Below are 24,421 nucleotides of genomic sequence, written 5' to 3' on the forward strand. Positions count from 1 at the left end.
CGCCGCCTAGAGTTACCCCAACTCCCGCCGCCACCCGGAGAGGACCCTGCAGATGGCCGACGACACCTCCGCCGCGGTGGTGAACGAGTTCGAGGCGGAGTCATGGCCGCTGGAGGCAGCCGCCGACAGCCTGCACCAGGTGATCGACGGGTTCCACAACGGCGACACCCGGCCGCTCGTCATCGGTGACGGCGACCAGCCGGTGCTGGTGGTGCTCGCGATCGCCGACCTGGCCGACTTCCGGGCCCGGATCGCGGAACTGCTCGCGAACCCGGTCGATGCCGGCTGGCTGCGCTACTACCTGCAGTCGAACTTCGACATGAGTTCCGAGCGGCTGGTCGAGCTGCTCGGAGTCGACACCGACCACGGCCTGTCCTCGCTGGCAAGCCAGGTCAACGTCGAGCAGGCCGCCGTACTGATGCCTGATCATCTGCGCCGGACCGAAGCCGGTGGGAACCCGCTGATGCTGATCGGCGACGGGATGATGGCGAGTGCGGCGCTGCTCGCCTTCCCGGCGTTCCAGGTGCTGCTCGCGATGGAGAGCGAAGGCAAGGTCGACGACGACTCCTGCGTGCACGACGACGAGGAGAAGCCGACCACTCCGCTGGAGGTGTTGGCCGAGCGACTCGGACCGGTGGCGACCCAGCTGGTCGCGCAGATCAATGCCGGCCGCGAGCCGGGCCTGCCGCGGTACGAGCTGCACTTCGAGGACGACCTGGTCGAGCACCTGCGCGACCTGGAGGCGCGGGCGGAGAAGGCGCCGGGCGGCGGTGCGTACGACGAGCTGAACGACCTGCTGCATCAGTTCGACCAGATGCGCAGCGGGCAGGTCGAGATCGAGGATGAGGAGGAGTCGGGCGAGGCGCCGTACCTGGACGCGACCGATCTCAAGGCGGCGCTGCCGCAGCTGCGGGACAACTTCCGCGGCGGCTCCGACGACCCGTACCTGATCGGCCTCGACGGCCGGCCGCTGGCCGGGCTGATCACCTTCGACCTCTACGAGGAACTGCAGAAGGTGTCGGTCGACCTCGACGGCACCGACGAGGCGCCGGTGCTGCCGCTGCCCGCGCCGCACTGGGAGCACGGACCCCGGATGCTGCCGTTCGACGCCGCCGTCGAGGTCTGCGAGGCGGTCATCGAGGACATCTCGAACGGCGAGGCCTCAATGATCTTCGTCGAAGACGAGGACGGCGACCCCGAACTCGTCCTCGCCCCGATCGTCTGGCTCTGGGCCTACGTCGACTACCTCAACCTCGAAGCCGCCGACGCCTAACCCCGGCCCTCCCCCGACCCTTGTCGCATTCGAGGGGATATCCGTTCGAATGCAGCCTTCTCCCCTGATAGAGGAGCAGAGAAGGCACAAGCCGCGGGGTTATCCGGCTCTTGTGTTGGATGTGTGGGTGCTGCGGGCACGTCGGGTCAGCGTGCAGCTCGACAGGTAGTGCACCGCGTGACGCCGTACACCCCGCAGACGGCCACGCTCAGGTGCACTACCCAGCCCCGGACACCACCTGTCCAACCGCCCCCTTGCCCGCTGCCGGCCCCAAGTGGTGTGACAGTCGCCGAGGGGCTGGGACAGGCGCCGGAGGGTTGGACAGTTGCCGGGAGTTGGACAGTTGCCGGGAGTTGGGCAGCTGGCGGGGGCTTGGACAGAAAGCCGTGGGCGGGGACCTGCTATTTCCTGTCCCCACCCACCAGACGGTGGTCAAGCCCCCGCCTTCCCCCGCCTTCTCCCCCCGCACCGGCCAGCATCCGGACAACCGGCCGCCCCGCCAGGATTCACGCGGTACCCCTCCAGCTCACACCCCACGGCTGAACGCGAGCCGATCGCGGCCGGCGGCTGCGGCTCGCGCGGCTGCGGCTCGCGGCTCCAGTTGCGGCTGGCGGGTTGTGGTGGTCGCTGGCGGGATGCAGAGCCTGTTGCAAAATGGATTTGGGCCTCTCTGTCCACACCAACACGCCGTGACTTTTCTGGCCGATGTAGCTGTCTCGCCCCACCCGGGTTGTAGTTTCGGGCCAGATCCGTGGCCTGTCCCCCACCGAGCTCGAGTGCGCGGTCATTGTGCAACAGGCTCTGCAACAGGGCAGCGGTGAAACAACCCGCCAACCAGCGGCTCCAGGACTGCTGGAGCGAGCCACGAACCCCGCGCGGCGACAGGCAGGACTGCTGGGGTAGGTCCACGAACCCCGCGCGGGGACAGGCAGGACTGCTGCGGCGAGCGCACTAACCCGCACGGGGACAGCAGGACTTCTGCGACCCACACATCCAACACAAGAGCCGGATATCCCCTCGAACGCGGCAGGGGCAGAAGGCGTCAGCTGAAGGGGAAGAGGGGCTGCCATTCGGCGAGGGTGGCGAGTTCGTAGACGTTGGCCGGGGTGTAGGGGTCCTTGGCGAGGATGTCGCGGAGCTCGGCCTCGTCGGCGACGTCGTACACGAGCAGTGCACCGGTCTGGTCGGTGAACGTGCCGGCGGCGACGAGCTTGCCGGCTTCCTTCAAGGAGTTGAGGTACTCGCGGTGCGCCGGACGGACCTCCAACCGGCGGTCGGTCTCGGCGAGGTCGAAGCGCAACTGCACGACGTAGAGGGCCATGCCGAAAACCCTACACGGCCTGCAATACAAGGGGTTTGGTGCGGAAAGGGCGCCACGAGCCGCCACAGCGGCTGGTTCAGGTCAGACCCGAAAGTCGACGGTGATCGCCCTTCCCGCCCGGATATTCTCACTGGTCGGCGAGCCCGGATGCAAGGGGTTCGTTAAGGAAATTACTGCAGACAGTTGAGTCACGTAACGCTTCGTGATCGAACCCCTGGCCGCGTCGATCCTGGCGCCAATGCAGTCGCACAGTCCGTCACGCCGCTTGATTGTCAAGGCCCGGCTCATGCCCGCAGACACGGGGCATGAGCCGGGAGCGATGCTGAATTTCAGTCGAGTGCCGAGCGACCCGCCTCGAGTCGCGCGACCGGGACCCGGAACGGCGAGCAGGACACGTAGTCCAGGCCGACCTCGTGGAAGAAGTGGATGCTGTCCGGGTCGCCGCCGTGCTCGCCGCAGATCCCGAGCTTGAGGTCGGACTTGGTGACCCGGCCACGCTCGGCTCCGGTCCGCACCAGCGCACCGACGCCTTCACGGTCGATCGACTCGAACGGCGACACCGCGAAGATGCCCTTCTCCAGGTAGCTGGAGAAGAACGCGCCCTCGACGTCGTCCCGGCTGAAGCCCCAGGTGGTCTGGGTCAGGTCGTTGGTGCCGAACGAGAAGAAGTCGGCCGCCTCGGCGATCTGGTCCGCGATCACCGCCGCCCGCGGCAGCTCGATCATGGTGCCGATCGGGATCGACCACTCGACGCCGATCTCGGCGAGCACGCCTTCCACCTCGTCGCGCGCCAGGTGCAGCTCCTGGACCGCGCCGACCAGCGGGATCATGATCTCCGGCCGCGGGTCCTTACCCTGCTCCCGCAGCTCGACAGCCGCGGATGCGATCGCCCTGACCTGCATCGCGAACAGGCCGGGGATGACCAGGCCGAGCCGGACCCCGCGCAGCCCGAGCATCGGGTTCTCCTCGTGCAGCCGCTCGACCGCGGTCAGCAGCGCGGCGTCATGCCCCGGCTCCTCACCCCGCTCGCGGGCCAGCGCGACCTTGACCGCCAGCTCCTCCATCGAGGGCAGGAACTCGTGCAGCGGCGGGTCGATCAGCCGGATCGTCACCGGCTGCCCGTCCATCGCGGCCAGCAGCTCGAGGAAGTCACCGCGCTGCAGCGGCTCGAGCTCGGCCAGCGCGGCCTCGCGGTCGGCGTCGTTGTCGGCCAGGATCAGCCGCTCCACCGACTCCCGCCGCTCCCCCAGGAACATGTGCTCGGTCCGGCACAACCCGATCCCCGCGGCCCCGAACCGCCGGGCCCGGGCCGCGTCGTCGGCAGTGTCCGCGTTGGTCCGTACGCCGAGGCGCCGTACCTGGTCCGCGTGGGTGATCAGCCGGTGTACCGAGGCCACCAGCTCGTCGCCGGCGTCCGGAGCCAGCGTGCCCTCGAAGTACTGCACGACCGGGGACGGGACGACCGGGACCTCACCGCGGAACACCTCGCCGGTGGTGCCGTCGATCGAGATCAGCTCGCCGGCCTCGATCACCGTGCCGTTCACCTTGATGGTGCCCTGGGCAACGTTCACGTCGAGCTCCTCGGCGCCGCAGACGCAGGTCTTGCCCATGCCGCGGGCGACCACGGCCGCGTGCGAGGTCTTGCCGCCGCGGCTGGTCAGGATGCCCTGCGCCGCGATCATGCCGTGCAGGTCGTCCGGGTTGGTCTCGCGCCGGACCAGGATCACCTTCTCGCCGCTCTCGGCCGCCTCGACCGCCGCGGCCGAGGTGAACACCACCTTGCCCGAGGCCGCACCCGGCGACGCGCCGATCGCCTTGGTGATCCGCTCCTTGTCCGCGTCCGCGTCGAACCGCGGGAACATCAGCTGCGCCAACTGGGCGCCCGTCACCCGCTTCAGCGCCTCGTCGGTGTCGATCACGCCCTCGTCGACCAGGCTGGTCGCGATCCGGAACGCGGCCGCCGCGGTCCGCTTGCCGACCCGGGTCTGCAGCATCCACAGCTTGCCACGCTCGACGGTGAACTCGATGTCGCACAGGTCGCGGTAGTGCCCCTCGAGCTTGGCCATGATCGCCATCAGGTCGTCGTACGACGTCTTGTCGAGCTGCTCCAGGTCCGCGAGAGGGACGGTGTTGCGGATGCCGGCGACCACGTCCTCGCCCTGCGCGTTCTGCAGGTAGTCGCCGTACACACCGGGCTGGCCGGTGGCGGGGTCCCGGGTGAAGGCGACGCCGGTGCCGGAGTCCATGCCGAGGTTGCCGAACACCATCGAGCAGATGTTGACCGCCGTACCGAGGTCCGCGGGGATCCGTTCCTGGCGGCGGTAGAGGACCGCGCGCTCGGCGTTCCAGGAGCCGAAGACGGCTTCGATCGCCAGATCCATCTGGGTCCGCGGGTCCTGCGGGAACTCCCGGCCGGTGCGCTCGTGCACCGCCCGCTTGAAGGTCGCGACCAGCTCCTTCAGGTCGTCGGCCTCGAGGTCGAGATCGGTCCGGGCGCCCTTGGCCTCCTTGGCCGCGTCGAGCGCGTCCTCGAACACGTCGCCGTCCATCCCGAGCACGGTCTTGCCGAACATCTGGATCAGCCGCCGGTAGGCGTCCCAGGCGAACCGCGGGTTGGCCGACTGGTGTGCGAGTCCGTTCACCGAGTCGTCGTTCAGGCCGACGTTGAGAACCGTCTCCATCATGCCGGGCATCGACGCCGCCGCGCCGGACCGGACCGAGACCAGCAGCGGGTCGTCGGCCTGGCCGAGCTTCTTGCCCATCTTCTGCTGCAGCAGGTCGACGTGGTGGTCGATCTCCTCGGCCAGCTCCGACGGCACCGCACCGGTCGCCAGGTACGCCCGGCACGCGTCCGTGGTGATGGTGAAACCGGGTGGAACCGGCAGGCCGAGATTGGTCATCTCGGCCAGGTTCGCCCCCTTCCCGCCGAGCAGCTCCTTCATGTCCTTGTTGCCTTCGGCGAAGTCGTAGACGAGTTTCGGCACGATCACTCCCTGGGTTTCAGGTGGCGTTTCAGGCGCGGGGAGATGACCCGCTGGCCCATCGACTCCGGCGGCGGGGGCGTGTTTTCAGAGTAAGCCCAAAAACCAGTCCAGTTGAACACTGGTCTCACGATGTCGACGTGACCCTGCCCACAGGTCGAAGGCCGGAAAACCCTTCCCCTATTGACAACGCGAGACAGCCGGCGTGTTTGGCGAGGAATCGCAGGAGCTCGATCAAGAAGACGGGACCGCGGACATCTGATCAGATGTCCGCGGTCCCGAGAAGGTGTCCGAGCCTAGAGTTTCCGGCGGGTTCGCAGGTAGTCGCCGACTACGGCGGCACCTAGGCCGTCGAGGTCGGGGGCGAGGACGCGGCCGCCGCTGCGGCGGGCCATGAGGTCGACGAAGGCGTTGAGGCGGGGGTCTTCGCCGAGGCGGAAGACGGTCAGGGAGGCGCCGAGCTTCGCGAGTCGGTCGACCTCGAAGATCGTCTTGCGCAGGGTGGCCGGCTCGGGTGGGTAGGAGAACTCGGCCGTGCCGTCCGGCTCGAGGTGGGCGGTCGGCTCGCCGTCGGTCACCATCAGCACGACCGGCTGCGCGTCCGGGTGCCGACGCAGGTGACGGCCGGCCAGCAGCAGGGCGTGGTGCGCGTTCGTCCCCTGCTCCCAGGTGCCTTCCATCCCGATCAACTGCGGTAGCTCGACGACTCCGGCGTACCGGCCGAAGGTGATGAGCTGGAGCGCGTCGTTGCGGTACCGGGTCGAGATGAGTTGGTGCAGCGCGAGCGCCGTCCGCTTCATCGGCAGCCAACGGCCCTCCTGCACCATCGACCAGGAGGTGTCCACCAGCAACGCCACCGCGGCCCGGGCCCGGTGCTCGGTCTCGGCGATCTCCACGTCCGACACATCGAGCTTGACCGAGCCACTCCGTGAGGCAGTCCGCAGTACGGCGTTCCGCACCGTCCGCGGCACGTCCCACGGCTGGGTGTCCCCGAACTCCCACGGCCGACTCGACCCGCTCAGCTCACCGGCTGCACCGGCGTTCGCCGCGTCCCGTTCACCTGAGCCCCGAGCAGTCCGCAGTACGTCGGCCAACGCCGTCTGACCGAGTTGCCGCAAGGCCTTCGGCGACAACCGCAACGACCCGTCCGGCGCCCGCTCCAGCAACCCCTGGTCGCGGAGCTGCCGCTCGAGCTCGGTCAACCGTCGCGCGTCCACCGTCGCCTCGTCGCCGAGCTGCCGGGTGAGCGCCTCCAGGTCGATGTCCTCCAGCCGCGCACCCGGGTAGGACTGCGCGAGCTGCTCGGCCAACGCGTCCAGCTCGGCCAGATCCGACATCGCCCGCGCACCCTCGGCGAGCCCGAGTGGATCGTCACCACTCATCTGGTTCGAACCGCTCCAGTCCTCCCCCGGCCGCAGCGCCTGCAGCTGGGAATCCAGCTGCGCCAACTGCTGAGCGAGCTGCGGACTGCCGAACGCCTGCTGCGACAGCTCCATCAACTCGGCCCGCTGCTCGGGCGTCATCGAGTTGAGCATCCGCTGGGCCGCGGCCGCCCGCTGCGCGAGTACGTCGATCAGCTCGTCGACGTTCCGCGGATTCTCCGGGAAGAACTCGCCGTGCTTGGCCATGAACTCGTCGAACAGCTGCGGGACGTCCGGCCGGCCCTGCGCGTGCGCGGCGAGCAAGGCGTTCAGGTCGGTCAGCATCTCGTTGATCCGGGCAACGTCCTCGGGCGTGGTCTGCTGCAGCGCCTCCTTCATGCCCTCGAACCGCGACCCGAGCAGCTCCTTGCCGAGCAACTCCCGGATCTGCTCGTACTTCTGCCGCGCCTCCGACGACTCCCACTCGTAGGTGGCGAGCTCCCGTACGGCGGCCGCCGTACCGGAGGGAAGCGCGTCGAGCTCGGCCTCCTTGAATCGGGCGTCGTCGGACGGGTTCGGGAACAGCTCCCGCCGCTCGGCCTCGAGCGCCTCGTCGAGCAACCGCTGGACGTCGCGCAACATGCCGTCGAGGTTGTGCCGCCGCTGGATCTCGCGGCGGCGCTCCCACAACCGGCGGGTGAGGTCGTCCAGGCCCTGCGTGCTCCGGGTGCCGCGCCGGAGCATCTCCTCCAGCGCGGACCGCGGCGACGAGCCGTTCATCACGTCGCGGCCGATCTCGTCCAGCGCGTCGCGCAGGTCCACCGGCGCGGCGAGCGGATCCGGGCCGTCATGCCACGGCCCGTACGACCAGCCCTCTGGAATCGACGCGGTCACGATCAGGCCCCGTACACCGTGGTGTCGTTGTCGGCGTCTTTGGCCAGCCGTTTCGACAGGTACAGCGCCTCCAGGGCGAGCTCGACCGCGGCCGCGATCCGGCCGGGCGACTCGTCCGGGTCCACGCCGGCGCGGGCGGCGACGTCGTGCAGCACTGGTAGCTCGGGCAACGCCGCGAGCACGTCCCGGCCCGGCACCCGTTCACCCGTCGTCACTAAGTTGCCGTCGGCAACAGCGTGGGCCAGCGGACTGAGGTCGAGACCGGCGAACCGCTCCCGCGCTGTGTCGGCCACCGAGCGACGCAGCAGGTACTCGAGTAGCTCGATCTCGCGTCCTTCCTCACCGGGCTCGAACTCGAGCTTGCCCCGCAGTACGGCGGGCACTGCCTCGAGGTCGACCGGACGCGCGACCGCCGGCTCCTCACCGGTGATCGCACTACGGCGCAACGCGGCCGCGGCGATCGTCTCGGCCGCGGCCACCGCGAACCGGGCGGACACACCCGACCGCTGGTCGATCGCGTTCGACTCCCGCAGGTGCCGGACGAACCGGGCCAGCACCTCCAGCAGCGGCTCGCCGACCTCGGCGGTGAACTCGGCCTCCTGCCGGATCACGTCCACCTCGGCGTCGATGTCGAGCGGGTAGTGGGTCCGGACCTCGGCCCCGAACCGGTCCTTCAGCGGGGTGATGATCCGGCCCCGGTTGGTGTAGTCCTCCGGGTTGGCCGTTGCCACCAGCAACACGTCGAGCGGCAGCCGCAGCGTGTACCCACGGACCTGGATGTCGCGCTCCTCCATCACGTTCAGCAGCGCGACCTGGATCCGCTCGGCCAGGTCCGGCAGCTCGTTGATCGCGACGATCCCGCGGTGCGACCGCGGGACCAGGCCGTAATGGATGGTCTCCGGATCACCGAGGCTGCGTCCCTCGGCCACCTTCACCGGATCCACGTCGCCGATCAGGTCACCGACCGAGGTGTCCGGCGTGGCCAGCTTCTCCGCGTACCTGAGGTCGCGATGCAGCCACGCGACCGGAAGCGCGGCCCCGAGCTCGGCGGCCCGTCGCTTCGACTCCGGCGTGATCGGGTCGAGCGGGTGCTCGGGCAGCTCCGCCCCCTCGATCACCGGGGTCCACTCGTCCAGCAGGCCCACCAGGGTGCGCAGCAGCCGGGTCTTGCCCTGGCCACGCTCACCCAGCAGTACGACGTCATGCCCGGCGAGCAGGGCGCGTTCGAGTTGCGGAATCACCGTCCGGGTGAATCCGACGATCCCGGGCCAGGGGTCACGTCCGGCCCGGAGTTCCTTCAGCAGATTGTCACGGAGTTCGGCCTTGATCGACCGTGGGAGATACCCGGCGGCCCGGAGGTCACCGGCCTGACGGGGAAGTTCAGCAGGTGCACTAGTCACCCTGATGACGTTAGCTCGGTCACCCCAAATCGCACCCCGTTTATCTCAGCGCCTGGGCGTGACTCGCCCCGAGGTGAAGACGTGCGTGGGGGTGAAGGTGACGGGGACCCAGGGATGGGTTGGGGACTCCCGGGTGACGAAGTGGTCGCCGTCGGCGGGCTCCGTCGGTCGCAGTTCGTACTCGTGCACCGGATCCTCGGCGAACATCAGCCGGTCCCCCGTGGCCTGGTAGATCATCACCAGCTGGTTCTCCCGCCGTACGACATCCAGCCGGACGCTGGCGCGTTCGAACCGACCGACGTGGCGATCGTCGATCGGTTCGTCGATCGGCTGCGGCGGCTCCGGGTGAGCGACGCCGGTGTACTGGCTGAAGACCTCGGTCGCGAGCGGCTCGAACAGGCTCGTGCCGTTGCCGGAGTTGGTCAACAGGCACATCACGAGCCGGGCCGCGGGGTCGATTCGCAGGAACGCGAGCTGGGAGATCGTCGAACCGTCGTGGCCGAACAACGTGCGACCGTCCCAGTCGTAGATCCGCCAGGCCAGACCGAGGTTGCTGAACCCGCCGATGCCCCTCGCGAACGGGACCTGCGGCTCGTGCATCGCGGTGTACCGGTCGTCGGTCAGATGCATCCGGGCGAACTCGAGCAGGTCGCCCGCACTCTGCGTGATCAGCCCGGCCGGTCCGATGCTGCGCGGAAGCTGCCACGTTTTGACCGGTGACCCGTCGGTCAGGAGGTGCCCGAGGGCCGCCCGGTGCAGGATCGCCTCCTCCGGCAGCGTGACCGTGTGTGTCAGCCCGAGTGGTTCGATCAGGCGGGCTGTGAGCGACTCGTCCCAGGTCCGGCCGTCGAGGACCTCGATGATCCGGCCGAGCAGCACGAATCCGGCGTTGCAGTAGGAGTACGCCGTACCGGGCTCGAACAGGCTGTCCACGTCGCGGAGCAGGTCGACGTACTTCGCCAGGCAGTCGTCACCGCGGCCGGTGTCGGTGAAGACGTCGCCGTCGATCCCGCTGGTGTGGGTGAGCAGGTGCCGGACCGTGACCCGCGGGTCGATCGGTGCCTCAGGCAACAGCTTGACCACCTGGTCGTCCAGCGACAGCCGGTCCTCGGCGGCCAGCTGGACGATCATCGTCGCGGTCCACGGCTTGCTGACCGACCCGATCTGGAACACCGAGTCCGCGGTCGTCTCGACCCCGGTCGCCGCGTTCAGCACGCCGTACGGCGCGATCGTCGTCTCACCGTCGTGCCAGATCCCGAGCACCGCCCCGGGAACCTCTGCCGCCTCCGCCAACTCCCGCAACCGCCCAGCCCAGTCAGCCATGCGGCCAACCTACGTCAGCCGGAGTCGGCCCGATCGACAGGAGGTACTCCGCCTGTCGTGCCGTGGCCGAGCGTGTCCGAGGCGTCCGCCCCGGCCCGTAGGCCCACTACCTCCCGTCCTTCGGTACCGTGCCCCCGTGCAACCTCTCCCGGATCTGATCGACGACAGCTTGCGGGTGCTGTTCTGCGGCATCAATCCCGGCCTGATGTCTGCGGAGACCGGGCACCATTTCGCCCGGCCCGGCAACAGGTTCTGGCCGGCGCTGCACCTGAGCGGGTTCACGCCTTGGCAGCTCGCGCCCGCCGAGCAGGGTGCGCTGCTGACCCACCGGCTCGGGATCACGAACGTCGTCGACCGTCCGTCCGCGCGGGCCGACGAGTTGACCCGCGCGGAGTACGTCGCCGGCGGGGAGAACCTGGTCGCCAAGGTCCTCCGCCACCAGCCGGAGTGGCTTGCCGTCGTCGGAGTCACGGCGTACCGGGACGCCTTCGGCGAGCGTACGGCGAAGATCGGCAAGCAGGACCGCCTGATCGGCGACACCCGGGTGTGGATCCTGCCGAACCCGAGTGGCCTGAACGCTCACTACACGCTGCCCAAGCTCGCGGCCGCCTTCGCGGAGCTCGAGCGGGTCAGTTGAGCGCCGTACGCAGGGTGGAGATCGCCAGGTTGATGGCCGCGTTGGCGGCGTAGGTGTCGCGGAGCGCGTCCAGCATGACGAAGTCGTGGATGATCGCGGCGAACCGTACGGCGGTCGTCGGGACACCGGCCTCGAGCAGCTTGGCGGCGTACGCCTCACCCTCGTCGCGCAGCACGTCGGCCTCACCGGTGATCACCAGCGCCGGCGGCAGGCCGGTCAACTGCTCGGTGCTGGCGCGCAGCGGGGACGCGGTGATCTGGTTCCGCTCCTGCTCATCGGTCGTGTACTGGTCCCAGAACCACTGCATGCCCTCGCGCATCAGGAAGTAGCCCTCGGCGAACTGCTTGTAGGAGTCGGTGTCGAACGACGCGTCGGTCACCGGGTAGAACAGCACCTGCTGGACGAACTTCACGTCGCCACGTTCCTTGGCCAGCAGCGTGACCGCGGCGGTCATGTTGCCGCCGACCGAGTCGCCCGCGATCGCGAGCCGGCTCGGGTCCAGGCCGTGCTCCTTGCCGGAGGCGAGGATCCAGCGCGCGACCGCGTAGTTCTGCTCGAGCGCGTGCGGGTAGCGGACCTCGGGCGACAGGTCGTACTCCGGGAAGACGACGGCCGCGCCGGCGCCGACGGCGAGCTCGCGGACCAGGCGGTCGTGGGTGTGGGCGTTGCCGAACACCCAGCCGGCGCCGTGGATGTAGAGGATGACGGGCAGCATGCCGGTCGCGCCCTCGGGCCTGACGATCCGGGCCTTGGTGCCGTCGGCCGCGGTCACCCACTCCTCGTCGACCTCGAGCTTCGGGTAGTCGGTGGTCTGCACCTCGTCGACCAGCTTGCGGCCTTCCTCGGGCGCGACCTGGAACAGGAACGGGGGCTTGGCGGTCGCGTCGGCGAAGGCCTGGGCAGCGGGTTCGAGCACGGTCATCTTGGTCTCCTTCAGAGTGGAGAACGGGCGTTCTCCGCGATGTCATGTACTCTAGGAGAACGATGGTTCTCCGCGCAAGGTGGCGCGGATCACTCGGAGGTTGGTGGATGGCGATCGACACGGCGACCGCGCAGCAGCAGGTGCTGGACGCGGCGGACGAGTTGTTCTACGAGCGCGGCGTACAAGCGGTCGGGATGGACGCGATCCGGACCGCGTCTGGGGTCTCGCTGAAACGGCTCTACCAGCTCTTTCCGTCCAAGGACGCCCTGATCGAGGCCTACCTGGACCGCCGCGACGCGCTGTGGAAGTCGATGCTCGCCCAGCACGTCGACGCGGCGACCGATCCACGGGACCGGATCCTGGCCGTGTTCGACTTCCTGGACGAGTGGTTCCGGCAGCGGGACTACCGCGGCTGCGCGTTCATCAACTCCTTCGGTGAGCTCGGCACGGTCTCACCCCGAGTCGCGGAGCTCGCTCTCGAGCACAAGGAGGGCTTCCGCCGGGCCCTGACCCAGCTATCGAAAGCGGCCGACGCCCCCGACCCGGAGCGCCTCGCCGACCACCTCATACTGCTCAGCGAGGGCGCCATCACCCGCTCCGCCATCTCCGGCTCCCCCGACCCCGCCAGTCGGGCCCGCGAGGCCGCCGTACTCCTCCTCGACGCCACCCTGCCGCGCTGATTGACACCCGCGCTCGGCAGGATTGGGCGCATGCGTGCGAGTGACCTACTGCAGTCGATCGACGGGCTCTCGTACGGGCAGCGGGTGCGGTATGTCGCGGACCGGGCGCGGGAGCTGAGCGGTCTGCTCGACGAGCTGGGTCGGGGTGACGCGTTCGAGCGGGTGGTCGGCATCCAGATCGCTGAGGTCGTGCGGGACACGCCGTACGTCACCCGAATGCTCCGCGCCCCCGAGCCGGCCGTGCAGTCCCGCGCACTGGCGGCGGTCTGGCGTGGTGTGCCGGTGTCGGACGACGACCTCCGGATCCTGTACGACGACGCACCCGCGGCACTGCGGTCGCGGTTGGTGGCTCTGGTGCGGCGCACGCGTCGAGAGCACCTCGCCAATCGGCTGATCGACGAGCACCGGGCTCGGTGGGGTGACGTGGCCGCGGTCGGGCTGCTGGAAGCCACCTCGCCTGCGACCGCGGCACGTTTGCTGCCCGAGCTGGCGTATTGCGTGACACCGGCCGGTTGGCGTGGTCTGGCCAGGCGGCATCCCGACGAGGTGCTCGCGTTCGCGGAACGCACGTTGCCTGCTGGTGAGGACCGGGACGAGTGGTGGGACGCGGTCGGGCACGGCGTCACCGCGGCACTGAAGCACGACCCGGATGCGGTGCTGGCACTGATCAAGCGGGCAATCCCGGCGCATGAGCTGCCGGTCGCCGTACTCGACATCCTCGGGCGCCTTGCCGACCATGACCCGGCCGCTGTGCTCGCTCTGCTGCTTGCGCCGGATCGGCAGGGCGTCGTCCGGCGGGCGCTCACTCCCGGGTTCCGTCGGCGGTTGCACCGCTACTCGGATGACGAGCTGGCTGCGCTCGGCCGACTGGTCTGGCCGGACCTGGCCGGGTTGCTGGCCGACCTGGCGCCGTCCCGTCGTACGACGATCTTCGAAGCGGTCACGAAGGACGTGGAGCTCGGGCAGGCTGTGCTCGGCGACGATCTGCTCCAGGTGCTGCCGCATCGGGTGCGCGTCGACCAGGCGCGCCGGATGCTGGAGCTGCCGGCCATCCGCGAGGACGACTCGCTGCGTCGTGGCATCAGTAGTTATCTGCCCTACGAGGAAGCGTTCGCCCTGCTCGAGCCCGAGGTCCGCGCTCCGGATGCGGGTGTGCGGTCGGCGGTGTATCGGTCGATTGTCCGGTCGGCTGGCCACTCGCGGGATCCTGAGCTCGTCGTACGGGCGCTTGGCTGGGCTGCGGGCCGGGTTCGGAACGACAAGGACCCCGTGCGTTGCAGTCTCCTGCAGGCCGCTGCGGACGTGCCGCCGACACTGCTCACGGATCCGCTGACGGGCCCACTGGAGACGCTGCTCACCGACGCGCTGAACGCGCGCGACACGTCGTAGGCGACCCGGCGCGCGCTCACCAGTCTGGCCGAGCATGCCGCCGTACAAGGTGCCCTCGGCAACCGGTCCGCCTTGCTGGACTGGGGCTTGCAGGGTCATGCCCGGCTGACCGAGAACCGCGGGCGGATCGATCTGGACCGGTTGGTCGACAATCTGCCGCGCGGCCGGGAGACGGCCGTGTACGACGCTTTGCGGCCGGCGATCGAGGCCGCTGCGAAGCGGGACGAGTACATGCTTGCGTTCACGGTGGCCGCGGCGTTGGGTAAGCGTGGTTGGTCGCTGGAGCATTTGCATGGGGTGCTGGAGCAGGCGGTCTGGTCGGACAACGAGTCCACTGCCGACCTGGCCTGCAGGTACTGGCTCGATCCGCTGCGGACCCGGTCCAAGCGGCTCCGGCAGATCATTGACCGCGACGTCACGTTGGCTCGCTTCCACCCGGTGTGGTGGCTCGTCACTGAGATTTACACCGACCTGCTCGACCCAGTGCTCGCTGCTGCAGACCGTATCCGGCGCTTCGATCGCAGCAGCACGTCGTGGCAGGTGCCTGACTATGCGCTGCGCACGTGGTTGCCGCGCCAGCAGGCCCGGTACGGCGAACTGCTCGTCGAGGCGGCTCGGGACGCCCGGATGCATGAGTGGTACCGGGCGCTGGCGGTGCGGTCGCTCGGTCGGGTGCCGGGGGCTGCTCTGGACGAGTTCCTCGGCAGTGACGAGGTGCTGTTGCAGGAGGCTGCGCTCGCGGGGCTGGCCTGGTCCGCTCGGCCTGACCTTGCGCTGCCGGTGCTGCTCTCGCATGCGGGTGACGACCGCGCTCGGGTTGCTGTGTACGCAGCGGCGCGGGCTGCACGGTACGTGCGGCCGAGTCTGTTGCCTGGCCTGCTGCAGCCCGTGCTCGTGGGGTCCGGCGCGAAGATCACGTCGCGGAAGGCGGCGGTGCGACTGCTGGGCGAGCTGCGTGCACCAGGCGCGGGCGCCGTACTGACTGAGGCTTGGGCGCCTGCTCATCGGGACGTGCGGGCCGCCATCGCCAGCACGATGTCGCAGTACCTGCTGTATGACCCGGCCGCTTGGGCTGTGCTGGAGCAGGCGGTGCATGACTCCGCGGCTACGGCGGTGGTGCTGACTGAGCGGCGGGCGTACGACGTACCGCTGGTCTATCGGGCGCGGTATGCGGATCTGTTGATCGCGGTGACGACCAGGAGCGAGCCGGATGTCGTCGGGCCTGCACTGCTCGCGTTGCGGCAGTGGGCGGGGTACAACAGTGCGGCCGCTCGGGTGTGCGCGGATTTCATCAGTGACCTCTCCATCCGCAGCCGGATCTGGAGCGATGCCCTTGCGTCGCTGGTGTCCATCGTCGCCACGAACCCGTCAGACGGCCTCGATGAACTGCTCGACGCCGTCCGCCTCCTCGTAAGGCTGGAAGCCGCTCCCGATCTCCCCGACGCAACCCCCGACCGGGACCACCCAGCCCGCCAACGCCTCACCCGGCTGGTCAACCAGCTGACAACGCACCTGGCCAACCGTTCGGCCGCCGTCCGCCAACACCTCAAGCAGGTCGCCGCCGAGCTGACCGACCCCGACTTCCTCCACCTCTACCTGCAACTGCAGATCACCTCCCTGCAGCCCGACCAACTCCCCCAGGAACTCGCAGCCCTACAGCGCACGATTGTCAACAATCCAATCGCCGCATTGTCAGCAGCCGACCTCCTTTACCACCGCCTCTCCACCACCGAACCAACCTGGACCCCGCAGGAACTCCTCCCCACAGCCGAGTCCCTGGTGACGCCCGCCGACGGTCGGTCCGCCGACGACCAGCCGCCGGACGCGGCCTCAGGCCTCCTGGCCCACGCCCTCCTGCGCGCCGCTGGCCCCCGCACCGGCTGGCCAACCGAGTGGCGCATCCTCTTGATTGCCCTCCGCAACCACCCGGCCCCTGCCGTCCGCCACCAGGCCCTCACCCTGACCACCGCCCCCGAGCACTGACCGTGGAGGGTTTTGCAGCAGACCCTGGCGGGTTTTACCCCGTATGCGCAGGAAAACCCTCCAACATCTCGCCGACGCCGACGCCGACGCTAGCGCTCGCTCGTCTGGTTTTCGGCGGCTTCCTTCGCGCGTTTGCGGCGTTTGCCTTCGTGCATTGCGGCTACTCGGGCGACGGGGATGGCGCGGCCTTCCTCGAGTAGGTCTTCGGGGAGGGTTTGGGGTGCGGGGAGCTGGTCGGCCCAGCGGTCGGCGTCGCCCAGCAGGTCTGGTGCGGTGCGGACGGTGAAGTCTCGCGGCGTGACCCGGTCGAGGTCGTCCCAGCCGACCGGGAACGACACCGGCGTACCAGGCCTGACCCGTGGGCTGTAGGCCGCGACCACCGTCGCACCGCCCGACCGGGTCGAGTCGACGAACACCTTCCCGTGCCGGTCCTCCTTGATGTACGCCGTCGTCGCGACCTCCGGGTCGACCCGCTCGGCCCGCGCGGCGATCGCCCGGGTCGCGGCCGCCGCGTCCTCGATCGACACCGACTCGTCGATCGGCACGAAGACGTGCACCCCCTTGGCCCCGCTCGTCTTGACCGCCCCGGCCAGCCCGGAGTCGGTCAGCGCCTGCCGGACCAGGAACGCCGCCTGAACGGCCATCGCGAACGTCTCCCCCTCCGGCGGATCCAGGTCCAGCACGAGATGCGTCGCCCGATCCCAGCGCTCGGCACGCATCAGCGTCGGGTGGTACTCGACCGCCCGCTGGTTGGCGAACCACAGCAGCGTCCGCCGGTCGTCGCACAACGCGTACGACACCTGCCGCTTGGACGCCTCCGCCCAGACCGAGACCGTCTTCACCCACTCGGGCGTGTACTTCGGCACGTTCTTCTGCATGAAGGCCGGCTGCCCCGGCCGGATCCGGATCACCGACAACGGCCGCTCCCGCAACTCCGGCAGGATCCGCTGGTGCACGGCGTCCAGGTAGTCGACCAGATCCCGCTTGGTCGCGTCCGCACCGTCGAACAACGGCTGATCCAGGTTGGTCAGCTCAACCCCGTCACGCGTCTCGTCCGGCTTCCTCGCCATCCCCAGAGCGTACTCGCGACGGGTCCTCGCGACCGGTGCCGAGCAGCCGAAGAAGCACCTCGAGAACCACACCATCCTCGCCCGGCTCGATCGTCTGCGGGTTCAGCGCGATCTCGTCCTCCCGGACCCCGATCGTGCCGACCGCGATCCGCGGGTCCCCGTCCCACAGCGCCGCCACCAATCCGTCCCGCGTCCATCCGGAGGTTGTCGACAATCGGACAACCGCACGCGAGTGCGGCTGCCCCGCCTCACTCGGGTATCCCCGTCCGACCTCCACCCCGGGCACCGCGCGCAAGCCTTCGATCCACCGCGCGACCATCTGCTCGTATCCCTCGAGCAGCGCGTCCTCATCCTGTTCCAGCATCCACTCGACCGCCGCGAGCAGGCCCAGCAACTCCTCCTTGCCGACCTTCATCCCGCGCCCGATCTCCTGGTACGGCGACGCATGCGCCCGGCACCGCTCGACAATCCACCGCCGCCCGAGCACCAGCCCACTCGACTGTGGTCCCCGCAGCCCCTTGCCCCCACTGAAGATCACCGCATCCGCGCCGATCTCTTCAGTGAATCGCCACAGCGAAGCCACCGGCGGAACCTGCGCGGCCGCATCCACGATCACCGGCACGCCGTACGACGCCGCGACCTCGACAACCGGCTCGACCGGCAACGCCCCGGTCGCGTAGTGAGCTCCGGCGAACCAGAGGACACACGCGGGCCGACGGGACAGCGCATCACGCAACTCGCCGGCGGACGGACCGATCTCCACGATCCGCGCTCCGGTGAGGCGAGCCGAGTAGTCGTAGCCGTTGCGCTGACTCGCGAACATCACCACCTCGGAGTCCACCGGGAACGCCTGCCCAGGCTCGCCGACACATGCCGCTACCGTCAGCGTGATCCCGGCCGCGGCACCAGACGTCACATACGCAGCCTCATTCCGGGTCAGCGCCGCCAGCCGCTCGCCGACCCGGGTGTGCAACTCGTGCAGGTCGACGAAGTGCGCGGCCGCCTCGGCCATCGCCTTCACCGCCGGCGGCGCCATCAACGAACCGCCCAACGCGGTCAGCGTCGCCGACGCGTTGATCACCGGCCGCACCCCGAGCGGATTACCCATGCGTGACGAACCTCGACATCGCCGGTACGCCGGACAACTCCGCCAGCCACGCATCGAGGAAGTCGTTGTCCGTCCCGTCCTGATGCGTCAACTGGTAGACGGTCGCCGCCGGGAAGGCCTCGGCCAGCGGCGCCGCCCACGTCGGATTGTCGACAGCCAACACTGTGCGTCCCCGGACCGCCGACGCGTGCCGGACCGGATCGAAGTACGACAACGTCCGCTCGACGACCTCCGGCGACGAACCTGCGCGCAGGTGATCGTTCAGCTCCTCCAGCGGATACAACGACGACATCAACCGCGCCTCGAGTGCCCGGTAGAACAGCAACTCCGCCACCCGTACGGCGCTGAACCCGGGCCGCCGCGCAGCCGTCAGCACCGCCAGCTCGTCCCCGCTCACCGCGACCCGCGCCGGATCCACCTCCGCGAGCCCCAGCAGGAACTCGGCCGCCCGCAGACAGTCCGCCGCGATCCCGCGGTAGATGTATGACGCCGGGTCGTCGATGCCCATCGTCAACAATCCCGGGTACGCCGCCGAGAACCCCTCGTCGGCCAGCCGCTGACCACGGTGCATCAGGCCGAAGACGACGTACCGGCTCCGGTCGTTCGGATGCGGGACGTGGTTGACGCTCCCGTAGCGCGGGGTCTGCAGCAGCGCGGGGAACGGCCCGTCACCGGTCGGGATGCTGAGGTGGCCGAAGACGCGGTACGGCCCGGTGCTGGTGAGTCGCACGGTGTAACTGGTCGCCTCCTTGGTCGTCCGCGCCGGCACCAGATCGAGGACCGGACGGGACGGAATCGCGTCCAGTTCGGCGTCGACCGCAGTCCAGTAGCCGTCGAAGTCCATGAGAGTCACCGTCCCGGCTTCAGGTGGTCGGCAAGGAAGTCCTCGACGATCCGCATCACGCCCGGCAGCCCGGCGTGGTGGGCGCAGTGCGGGAACGTGTGCAGCGTCTTCTCGCAGGTCAACGCCCGATGCAGCGCGAACCCGGTCTCCGGCGGGCACACGTCGTCCTCCAGCCCGAGATACAGCAACGCCGGCGCCGTCACCTGCGCCGCGAAGTTCAGCCCGTCGTAGTACGCGACCGTCTCCCGCACCCGGTCCACATCCTTCGGATGCACCCGCAGGTACTCGTTGATCTCCTCGTACGGGTACGACCGGGTCAGCGTCGGCGCCGTCATGATCCCGCACAGGTACGGCGCCCCGGCCGCGACGCACGCGATCGCTTCGGATCGCAAAGCAGCCGTGGAGATCCCGAGCCCACCGCCCTGACTCGACCCCTGCAGGCCGATCCGCTGATCGTCGACCTCGGGACGACGGAGCAGCACGTCGACCGCCCGCACCACGTCGAGGTAGAACCCGCGATACCCGTAGGTGTTGTGGTCGACGATGTTGTGCGTCAGCAACCCCGGATACCCCGGGTTGAACACGCTGTTCGACCGGAGCTTCCCCCGCGGCGCCACGGCCAGCGCGGCATACCCGAGCTCGGACCACTCCTTCGGGATCGTCGGCTCGGAGATGTACCCGGGGATCGTGATCAAGGCCGGGTACGGCGCAGACCCGCCCCGCGGCACGGTGTACCAGCCCGCCACCCGCAGACCGCCGTAGCTGGTGTACCGCAGGTCGTAGACAATCACCTTCTCCGTGGACAGCGACGGCATCTCGGTCAGCGAAGGATCCAGCGGGTACGACGCACAGTCCGCTAGGCCGGCCGCCCAGAAGTCGTCGAAATCAGCCGGCCGCTCGACCTCGACGGTCGCGTTCTGAGGGTCTCTCAAGAGCATTCCTCTCGATTCGGGTGCTTACACGGCCTGGGGTGCGTGCAGAGCGGCGCCGTCGGAGGCGGTGAACAAGTGCAGTCGCTCCGGGTTGAAGCCGACGTACACCGTGCTGTCGTGCCCGAGCCGGAACGGAACCGGGACCCGGGCCTTGATCAGCTCGCCGTCGATCCGCACCGTGACCAGCACATCCGGCCCGAGCGGCTCGGAGACGAAGACCTTGCCGGGCCGATAGCCGGGCAAGGGCTCCGGCGACAGCGACACGTCCTCCGGCCGGACCCCGAGGACGACCGCGGGGTCGTCCGGCAGCGCGCCGTACAACTGGATCTCCTGGCTGATCGCGCTGCTCCGGAACGAACGTTTGCCGTCGGCATCGACCAGCTCACCGGTGACGAAGTTCATCGGCGGCGACCCCATGAACGATGCGACGAACCGGTTCGCCGGGCGCTCGTAGATCTCCTCCGGGGTCGCGCACTGCTGGACGACGCCGTCGCGCATCACCGCGATCCGGTCCGACATCGTCATCGCCTCGACCTGGTCGTGCGTGACGTAGATGAAGGTCCGGGCGACGTCGACGTGCAGCCGCTTGATCTCGGCCCGCATCAGCACCCGCAGCTGCGCGTCCAGGTTCGACAGCGGCTCGTCGAGCAGGTACGCGCCGGCGTCGCGGACGATCGCCCGCCCGAGCGCGACCCGTTGCCGCTGGCCGCCGGACAGCTCGCGCGGCTTGCGGTCCAGCAGGTCCTCGATGTCCAGCGTGCGGGCCGCCTGCTGGACCTGCTCGGCGATCGTTGCCTTCGGCACCCGCATCATCCTGAGCGCGAAGCCGATGTTCTGCCGGACCGTCTTGTGCGGGTAGAGCGCGTAGCTCTGGAACACCATCGCGACGTCCCGCTTGTTCGCCGGCAGCCAGCTGACCGGCTTGCCGTCGAAGAAGATGTTGCCCTCGGTGGCCCGCTCCAGGCCGCAGATCATCCGCAGCGTGGTGGACTTCCCGCAGCCGGACGGGCCGACCAGGGTGAGGAACTCCTGATCCTGGATGGTCAGGTTCAGGTCGTTCACGGCGACCTTGCCGCCGAACGACTTGGTCACGCCTTCGAGTTGTACCTCTGCCATCTGTCAGCCCTTCACGGATCCGGCGGCCATGCCCTGGACCAGCTTGCGCTGGAAGAGCAGGGCCAGTACCAGGGGTGGGACGACCGCGAGCACACCGGCCGCGGCCATCACGGTGAACTGGGTGTTGAAGTCGGTGGCGAAGTTCGCCGCTACCACCGGGATCGTCTTGGCGGCCTTGGTGCTGGTCAGGAACAGCGCGAACATGAACTCGTTCCACGCGGTCATGAACGCGAAGACCGCGGCGGCAACCAGGCCGGGCGCGGCCACCGGCAGGAACACCGACCACATGGTCCGGAACCAGCCGCACCGGTCGACCCGGGCCGCCTCCTCCAGTTCGCGCGGCACCGACCGGAAGAAGTCCTTCAGGATCCAGATCGTGATCGGCAGCGCGAACGTGGTGTACGACAGGATCAGCGCCAGGTAGGTGTCCAGCAGCCCGAACGACCGCATCAGCAGGTAGAACGGGATGATGATCGCGATCCCCGGCACCATCCGGGTGAGCAGGTAGAGCACCAGCAGCACCTGGCTGCCGCGGAACTTCAGTCGGCTGAACGAGTACGCCGCGAACGTCGCCAGCGCGAGGTTCAGCACCGCCGTCGCGGTGGCCACGATCAGGCTGTTCCGCAACGAGTACGGCGTCTCCTCGATCGCCCGCCCACCGACCAGGGCCTGCGCCTCGGTCGGCTTGACGAAGCCGAGGTAGTTCTCCAGCGTCGGGCTGGTCGGGATCCAGTGCGGCGGCACCGAGATCGCGTCCACCTCGTGCATGAAGCTCATCGCGACAATCCAGTAGAACGGCAGCACCAGGTACAGCGCGAACCCGATCGCCAGCACGTACAACACAATCTTCTTCCACGGAACCCGGTACCGGAGCGGAGCTTTCACAACAGAACGCGTTCGGGTCGTCGGTGACTTTGGTGTCGCGATGGTGGTCGTCGTCATCGGACCGGTCGCCAAGATCGCTCGCCCCTCCGGCTGGGCAGAAACCCCGACTCCCTCCCTTCACGGTGATTGCCAAACTGTCGGCGGTGGCTGGTTGGATACGTGCCGTGTCCCGATATCGCTTGTATCCGTCGCCGGCGCAGGCCGCTGGGCTGCTGACGCAGTGCGGGCATGCGCGCTATGTGTGGAATCTTGCCCTCGAGCAGTGGTCGATGTGGAAGCGCGACAAGGGCGCCACACCGGGATACGTCGAGCAAGCCCGGCAGCTGACTGAAGCGCGCGCCGCGTTCGACTGGTTGCGCGGTGGGTCGCAAACCGTGCAGCAGCAGGCGTTGCGCGACTTCGATCAAGCGCGGCGAAACTTCGGCGCCGGCAGCCACGGCCGCCCGCGCTGGCGGAAAGCAGGCCGGCGCGAGGGGTTCCGGATCGTTGGCCCCCAGGCAGGTCGTGTTGAGCGATTGAGTCGCAAGTGGGCGAGAGTAAATGTCCCCAAGGTCGGGTGGGTGCGACTCCGCGTCACCCGCAGACCGCCCGATGCGAGGTCGTACCGAGTCACCCGGGACAGTGCGGGCCGCTGGCACATAGCCTTCGCCGTCGTACCGGAGCCGATCCCTCCGCCTGGCACCGGTCGGGTCGTCGGCGTCGATCGCGGTCTGAGCGTGGCCGCCGCACTCTCCACCGGGGAACTGCTCGACTGCCCAGGACTGTCCGAGTTCGAACACCGGCGACTGGGGCAGCTTCAGCGGCGACTCGCCAGAGCACAGCGCGGCTCGAACCGTCGGCAGCGAGTCAAGGCCGCCATCGCGAAACTGCACGCCAGAGCAGCGGATCGGCGCAAGGACTGGGTCGAGAAGACGTCCACCGACCTTGCCCGCCGATTCGACATGATCCGCGTCGAAGACCTCCGCATCCCGCAGTTGACCAGACGGCCGAGGCCGAAGCCGGACCCCGCGAAGAAGGGTGGCTACCTGCCGAACCAGCGACACGCCAAGGCCGCGCTCAACCGAGGCATCCTGGCCGCGGGCTGGGGCTTGCTCGCGCAACGGCTCGAGCACAAAGCTGTAGGCCGAGTCGAACGGGTCAACCCTGCGTACACCAGTCAGACCTGTTCGCTGTGCGGGCATTGCGCACCCGGAAATCGCAAGAACCAAGCGTTCCGCTGCCAGTCCTGCGGGCACAGTGACCACGCCGACGTGAATGCCGCTGTCAACATCGCCGCCGGACGGGCGGTCAGTGCGCGCCGAGACAGGCCTGGAGCGCTGTCTGTGAAGCGTGAACCTCAACTCACTACCTCCGCGTAGCCGAGTGGGAATCCTCGCCATTCAGGGCGGGGAGGACGTCAAACCTCGAAGTTTCCCTTCCGGTAGAGGAGGCCGATGTAGCCGACGGAGATCAGCAGTGTGATCGCGGTGATCACCCAGGCGTAGGCGGAGCCGAGGCCGAAGTCGGTGAAGGTGAGCACGGTCTGCACGTCGAGCAGGGCGATGGTGGTGGTCGCGTCCCCCGGACCGCCACCGGTCAGCACGTAGATCGTGTCGAAGGCCCGGAACGCGTTCATCGTCTCGAGGATCAGCACGATCAGCAGTGGATGCAGCAACCACGGCACCGTGACCTGGGCGAACCGCTGGAACGCCCCGGCCCGGTCGACGGTGGCGGCGTCGTACAACTCCGATGGGATTGTCGACAATCCGGCGAGCAGAATGATGACCGAGAACGGCAAGGTGTTCCACACCTGGGCGAGCGCGGTGAACAGGAACGCGCCGGTCCCGGACGTCAGCCAGGCGTGGTAGCTGTCGATCAGCCCGAGCTGGGTGAGCAACCCGTTCAGCGCACCGGTCTTCGCGTCGAAGATGGTCCGCCACATCAGCCCGTTCACCACCCCCGGCATTGCCCAGGGCAACAAGGCCAGGCTGAGCAGCAACCCGCGGCCGCGGAACCGCTCGTTCAGCACCAGCGCCAGGATCAGCGCGAGTACGACGGTCAGCCCGAGCACCACCAGGACGAACAGTGCGGACACCTTGAGCGCGGACAGGAACGCCTGGTCCGACAGCAGCGCCTTGTAGTTGTCGAACCCGATGAACTTCTTCGCCCGCGGGCGTTTCAGGTTGTTGCGCTGCAGGCTGACCCAGAACGAGTAGATGATCGGGTAGGCGACCAGCAGGGCGATCACGATCATGGCCGGCGCGTTCAGCGCCCAGGCCTTGGCGCTGTCGTCCAGCGGCCGTCGTTCGGCGAGGACACTCAT

Annotated in this window: 19 protein-coding genes; 6 read left to right on the forward strand and 13 right to left on the reverse strand. The window is 68.8% G+C overall.

From position 1 onward, the window contains the following. Positions 1 to 52: 52 nt before the first annotated feature. Positions 53 to 1,273, forward strand: coding sequence for a hypothetical protein (locus tag ACIBL3_RS41565; RefSeq protein WP_396359507.1), 1,221 nt, complete (start codon positions 53 to 55; stop codon positions 1,271 to 1,273). Between the two features lie 1,042 nt (positions 1,274 to 2,315). On the opposite strand, the gene ACIBL3_RS41570 is transcribed toward ACIBL3_RS41565, so the two are convergent. The 5 genes from ACIBL3_RS41570 to ACIBL3_RS41590 all read right to left on the reverse strand — a co-directional run bounded on the left by ACIBL3_RS41570 (position 2,316) and on the right by ACIBL3_RS41590 (position 10,553). Next, entirely contained in the window at positions 2,316 to 2,594 is a 279-nt protein-coding gene (locus tag ACIBL3_RS41570) for a YciI family protein (protein ID WP_396359508.1), read from the reverse strand. Positions 2,595 to 2,923: 329 nt separating this feature from the next. After that, complete coding sequence (gene ppdK / locus ACIBL3_RS41575; protein ID WP_396359509.1) at positions 2,924 to 5,578, reverse strand: pyruvate, phosphate dikinase; 2,655 nt, start codon at positions 5,576 to 5,578, stop codon at positions 2,924 to 2,926. Positions 5,579 to 5,871: 293 nt separating this feature from the next. After that, a complete protein-coding gene (locus ACIBL3_RS41580; RefSeq protein ID WP_396359510.1) occupies positions 5,872 to 7,830 on the reverse strand; it encodes a VWA domain-containing protein in 1,959 nt (652 codons plus the stop codon). 2 nt (positions 7,831 to 7,832) lie between these two features. Continuing rightward, positions 7,833 to 9,230, reverse strand: coding sequence for a sigma 54-interacting transcriptional regulator (locus tag ACIBL3_RS41585; RefSeq protein WP_396359511.1), 1,398 nt, complete (start codon positions 9,228 to 9,230; stop codon positions 7,833 to 7,835). Positions 9,231 to 9,275: 45 nt separating this feature from the next. Next, entirely contained in the window at positions 9,276 to 10,553 is a 1,278-nt protein-coding gene (locus ACIBL3_RS41590; protein ID WP_396359512.1) for a serine hydrolase domain-containing protein, read from the reverse strand. A 136-nt stretch (positions 10,554 to 10,689) separates the two neighbouring features. On the opposite strand from ACIBL3_RS41590, the gene mug reads away from it, so the two are divergent. Beyond that, positions 10,690 to 11,190 (forward strand): G/U mismatch-specific DNA glycosylase, encoded by a 501-nt coding sequence (gene mug / locus ACIBL3_RS41595; RefSeq protein ID WP_396359513.1) that lies wholly within the window; start codon positions 10,690 to 10,692, stop codon positions 11,188 to 11,190. Here the strand turns inward: mug and ACIBL3_RS41600 are convergent. Next, a complete protein-coding gene (locus ACIBL3_RS41600; RefSeq protein WP_396359514.1) occupies positions 11,183 to 12,112 on the reverse strand; it encodes an alpha/beta hydrolase in 930 nt (309 codons plus the stop codon). The genes mug and ACIBL3_RS41600 overlap by 8 nt on opposite strands. 107 nt (positions 12,113 to 12,219) lie before the next feature. On the opposite strand from ACIBL3_RS41600, the gene ACIBL3_RS41605 reads away from it, so the two are divergent. From ACIBL3_RS41605 to ACIBL3_RS41615, 3 genes are all read left to right on the forward strand, one after another. After that, positions 12,220 to 12,792, forward strand: coding sequence for a TetR/AcrR family transcriptional regulator (locus ACIBL3_RS41605; protein WP_396359515.1), 573 nt, complete (start codon positions 12,220 to 12,222; stop codon positions 12,790 to 12,792). 30 nt (positions 12,793 to 12,822) lie between these two features. Then, positions 12,823 to 14,181, forward strand: a complete 1,359-nt coding sequence (locus ACIBL3_RS41610; protein WP_396359516.1) for a hypothetical protein — start codon at positions 12,823 to 12,825, stop codon at positions 14,179 to 14,181. An 87-nt stretch (positions 14,182 to 14,268) separates the two neighbouring features. Beyond that, positions 14,269 to 16,164 (forward strand): hypothetical protein, encoded by a 1,896-nt coding sequence (locus tag ACIBL3_RS41615; protein WP_396359517.1) that lies wholly within the window; start codon positions 14,269 to 14,271, stop codon positions 16,162 to 16,164. Between the two features lie 89 nt (positions 16,165 to 16,253). Here ACIBL3_RS41615 and ligD read toward each other — a convergent pair whose 3' ends face one another. The 6 genes from ligD to ACIBL3_RS41645 are packed head-to-tail and all read right to left on the reverse strand — an operon-like array spanning position 16,254 to position 22,077. Beyond that, entirely contained in the window at positions 16,254 to 17,234 is a 981-nt protein-coding gene (gene ligD / locus ACIBL3_RS41620; protein ID WP_396359518.1) for a non-homologous end-joining DNA ligase, read from the reverse strand. Next, a complete protein-coding gene (locus ACIBL3_RS41625; RefSeq protein ID WP_396359519.1) occupies positions 17,206 to 18,342 on the reverse strand; it encodes an aminotransferase class V-fold PLP-dependent enzyme in 1,137 nt (378 codons plus the stop codon). The genes ligD and ACIBL3_RS41625 overlap by 29 nt, the downstream gene beginning before the upstream one ends. Continuing rightward, positions 18,335 to 19,186, reverse strand: coding sequence for an acetylxylan esterase (locus ACIBL3_RS41630; protein ID WP_396359520.1), 852 nt, complete (start codon positions 19,184 to 19,186; stop codon positions 18,335 to 18,337). The genes ACIBL3_RS41625 and ACIBL3_RS41630 overlap by 8 nt, the downstream gene beginning before the upstream one ends. Before the next feature lie 5 nt (positions 19,187 to 19,191). After that, positions 19,192 to 20,118 carry an acetylxylan esterase gene (locus tag ACIBL3_RS41635; protein WP_396359521.1) on the reverse strand — a complete coding sequence of 309 codons (927 nt, stop codon included), beginning with the start codon at positions 20,116 to 20,118 and terminating at the stop codon, positions 19,192 to 19,194. 24 nt (positions 20,119 to 20,142) lie between these two features. Beyond that, positions 20,143 to 21,234 carry an ABC transporter ATP-binding protein gene (locus ACIBL3_RS41640; protein ID WP_396359522.1) on the reverse strand — a complete coding sequence of 364 codons (1,092 nt, stop codon included), beginning with the start codon at positions 21,232 to 21,234 and terminating at the stop codon, positions 20,143 to 20,145. Positions 21,235 to 21,237: 3 nt separating this feature from the next. Then, positions 21,238 to 22,077: a carbohydrate ABC transporter permease gene (locus tag ACIBL3_RS41645; RefSeq protein WP_396359523.1), complete on the reverse strand. Its 840-nt coding sequence runs from the start codon at positions 22,075 to 22,077 to the stop codon at positions 21,238 to 21,240. Positions 22,078 to 22,283: 206 nt separating this feature from the next. Between ACIBL3_RS41645 and ACIBL3_RS41650 the strand changes: the two genes are divergently transcribed. Next, entirely contained in the window at positions 22,284 to 23,477 is a 1,194-nt protein-coding gene (locus ACIBL3_RS41650) for an RNA-guided endonuclease InsQ/TnpB family protein (RefSeq protein ID WP_396359524.1), read from the forward strand. A gap of 38 nt (positions 23,478 to 23,515) precedes the next feature. Here the strand turns inward: ACIBL3_RS41650 and ACIBL3_RS41655 are convergent, their stop codons facing one another. Further along, the gene (locus ACIBL3_RS41655) at positions 23,516 to 24,421 is read right to left on the reverse strand and encodes a carbohydrate ABC transporter permease (RefSeq protein WP_396359525.1); all 906 of its coding nucleotides are present in this window, start codon (positions 24,419 to 24,421) and stop codon (positions 23,516 to 23,518) included.

It is taken from the genome of Kribbella sp. NPDC050124 (assembly GCF_044460355.1).
In the GTDB taxonomy this organism is placed as follows: Bacteria; Actinomycetota; Actinomycetes; order Propionibacteriales; family Kribbellaceae; genus Kribbella.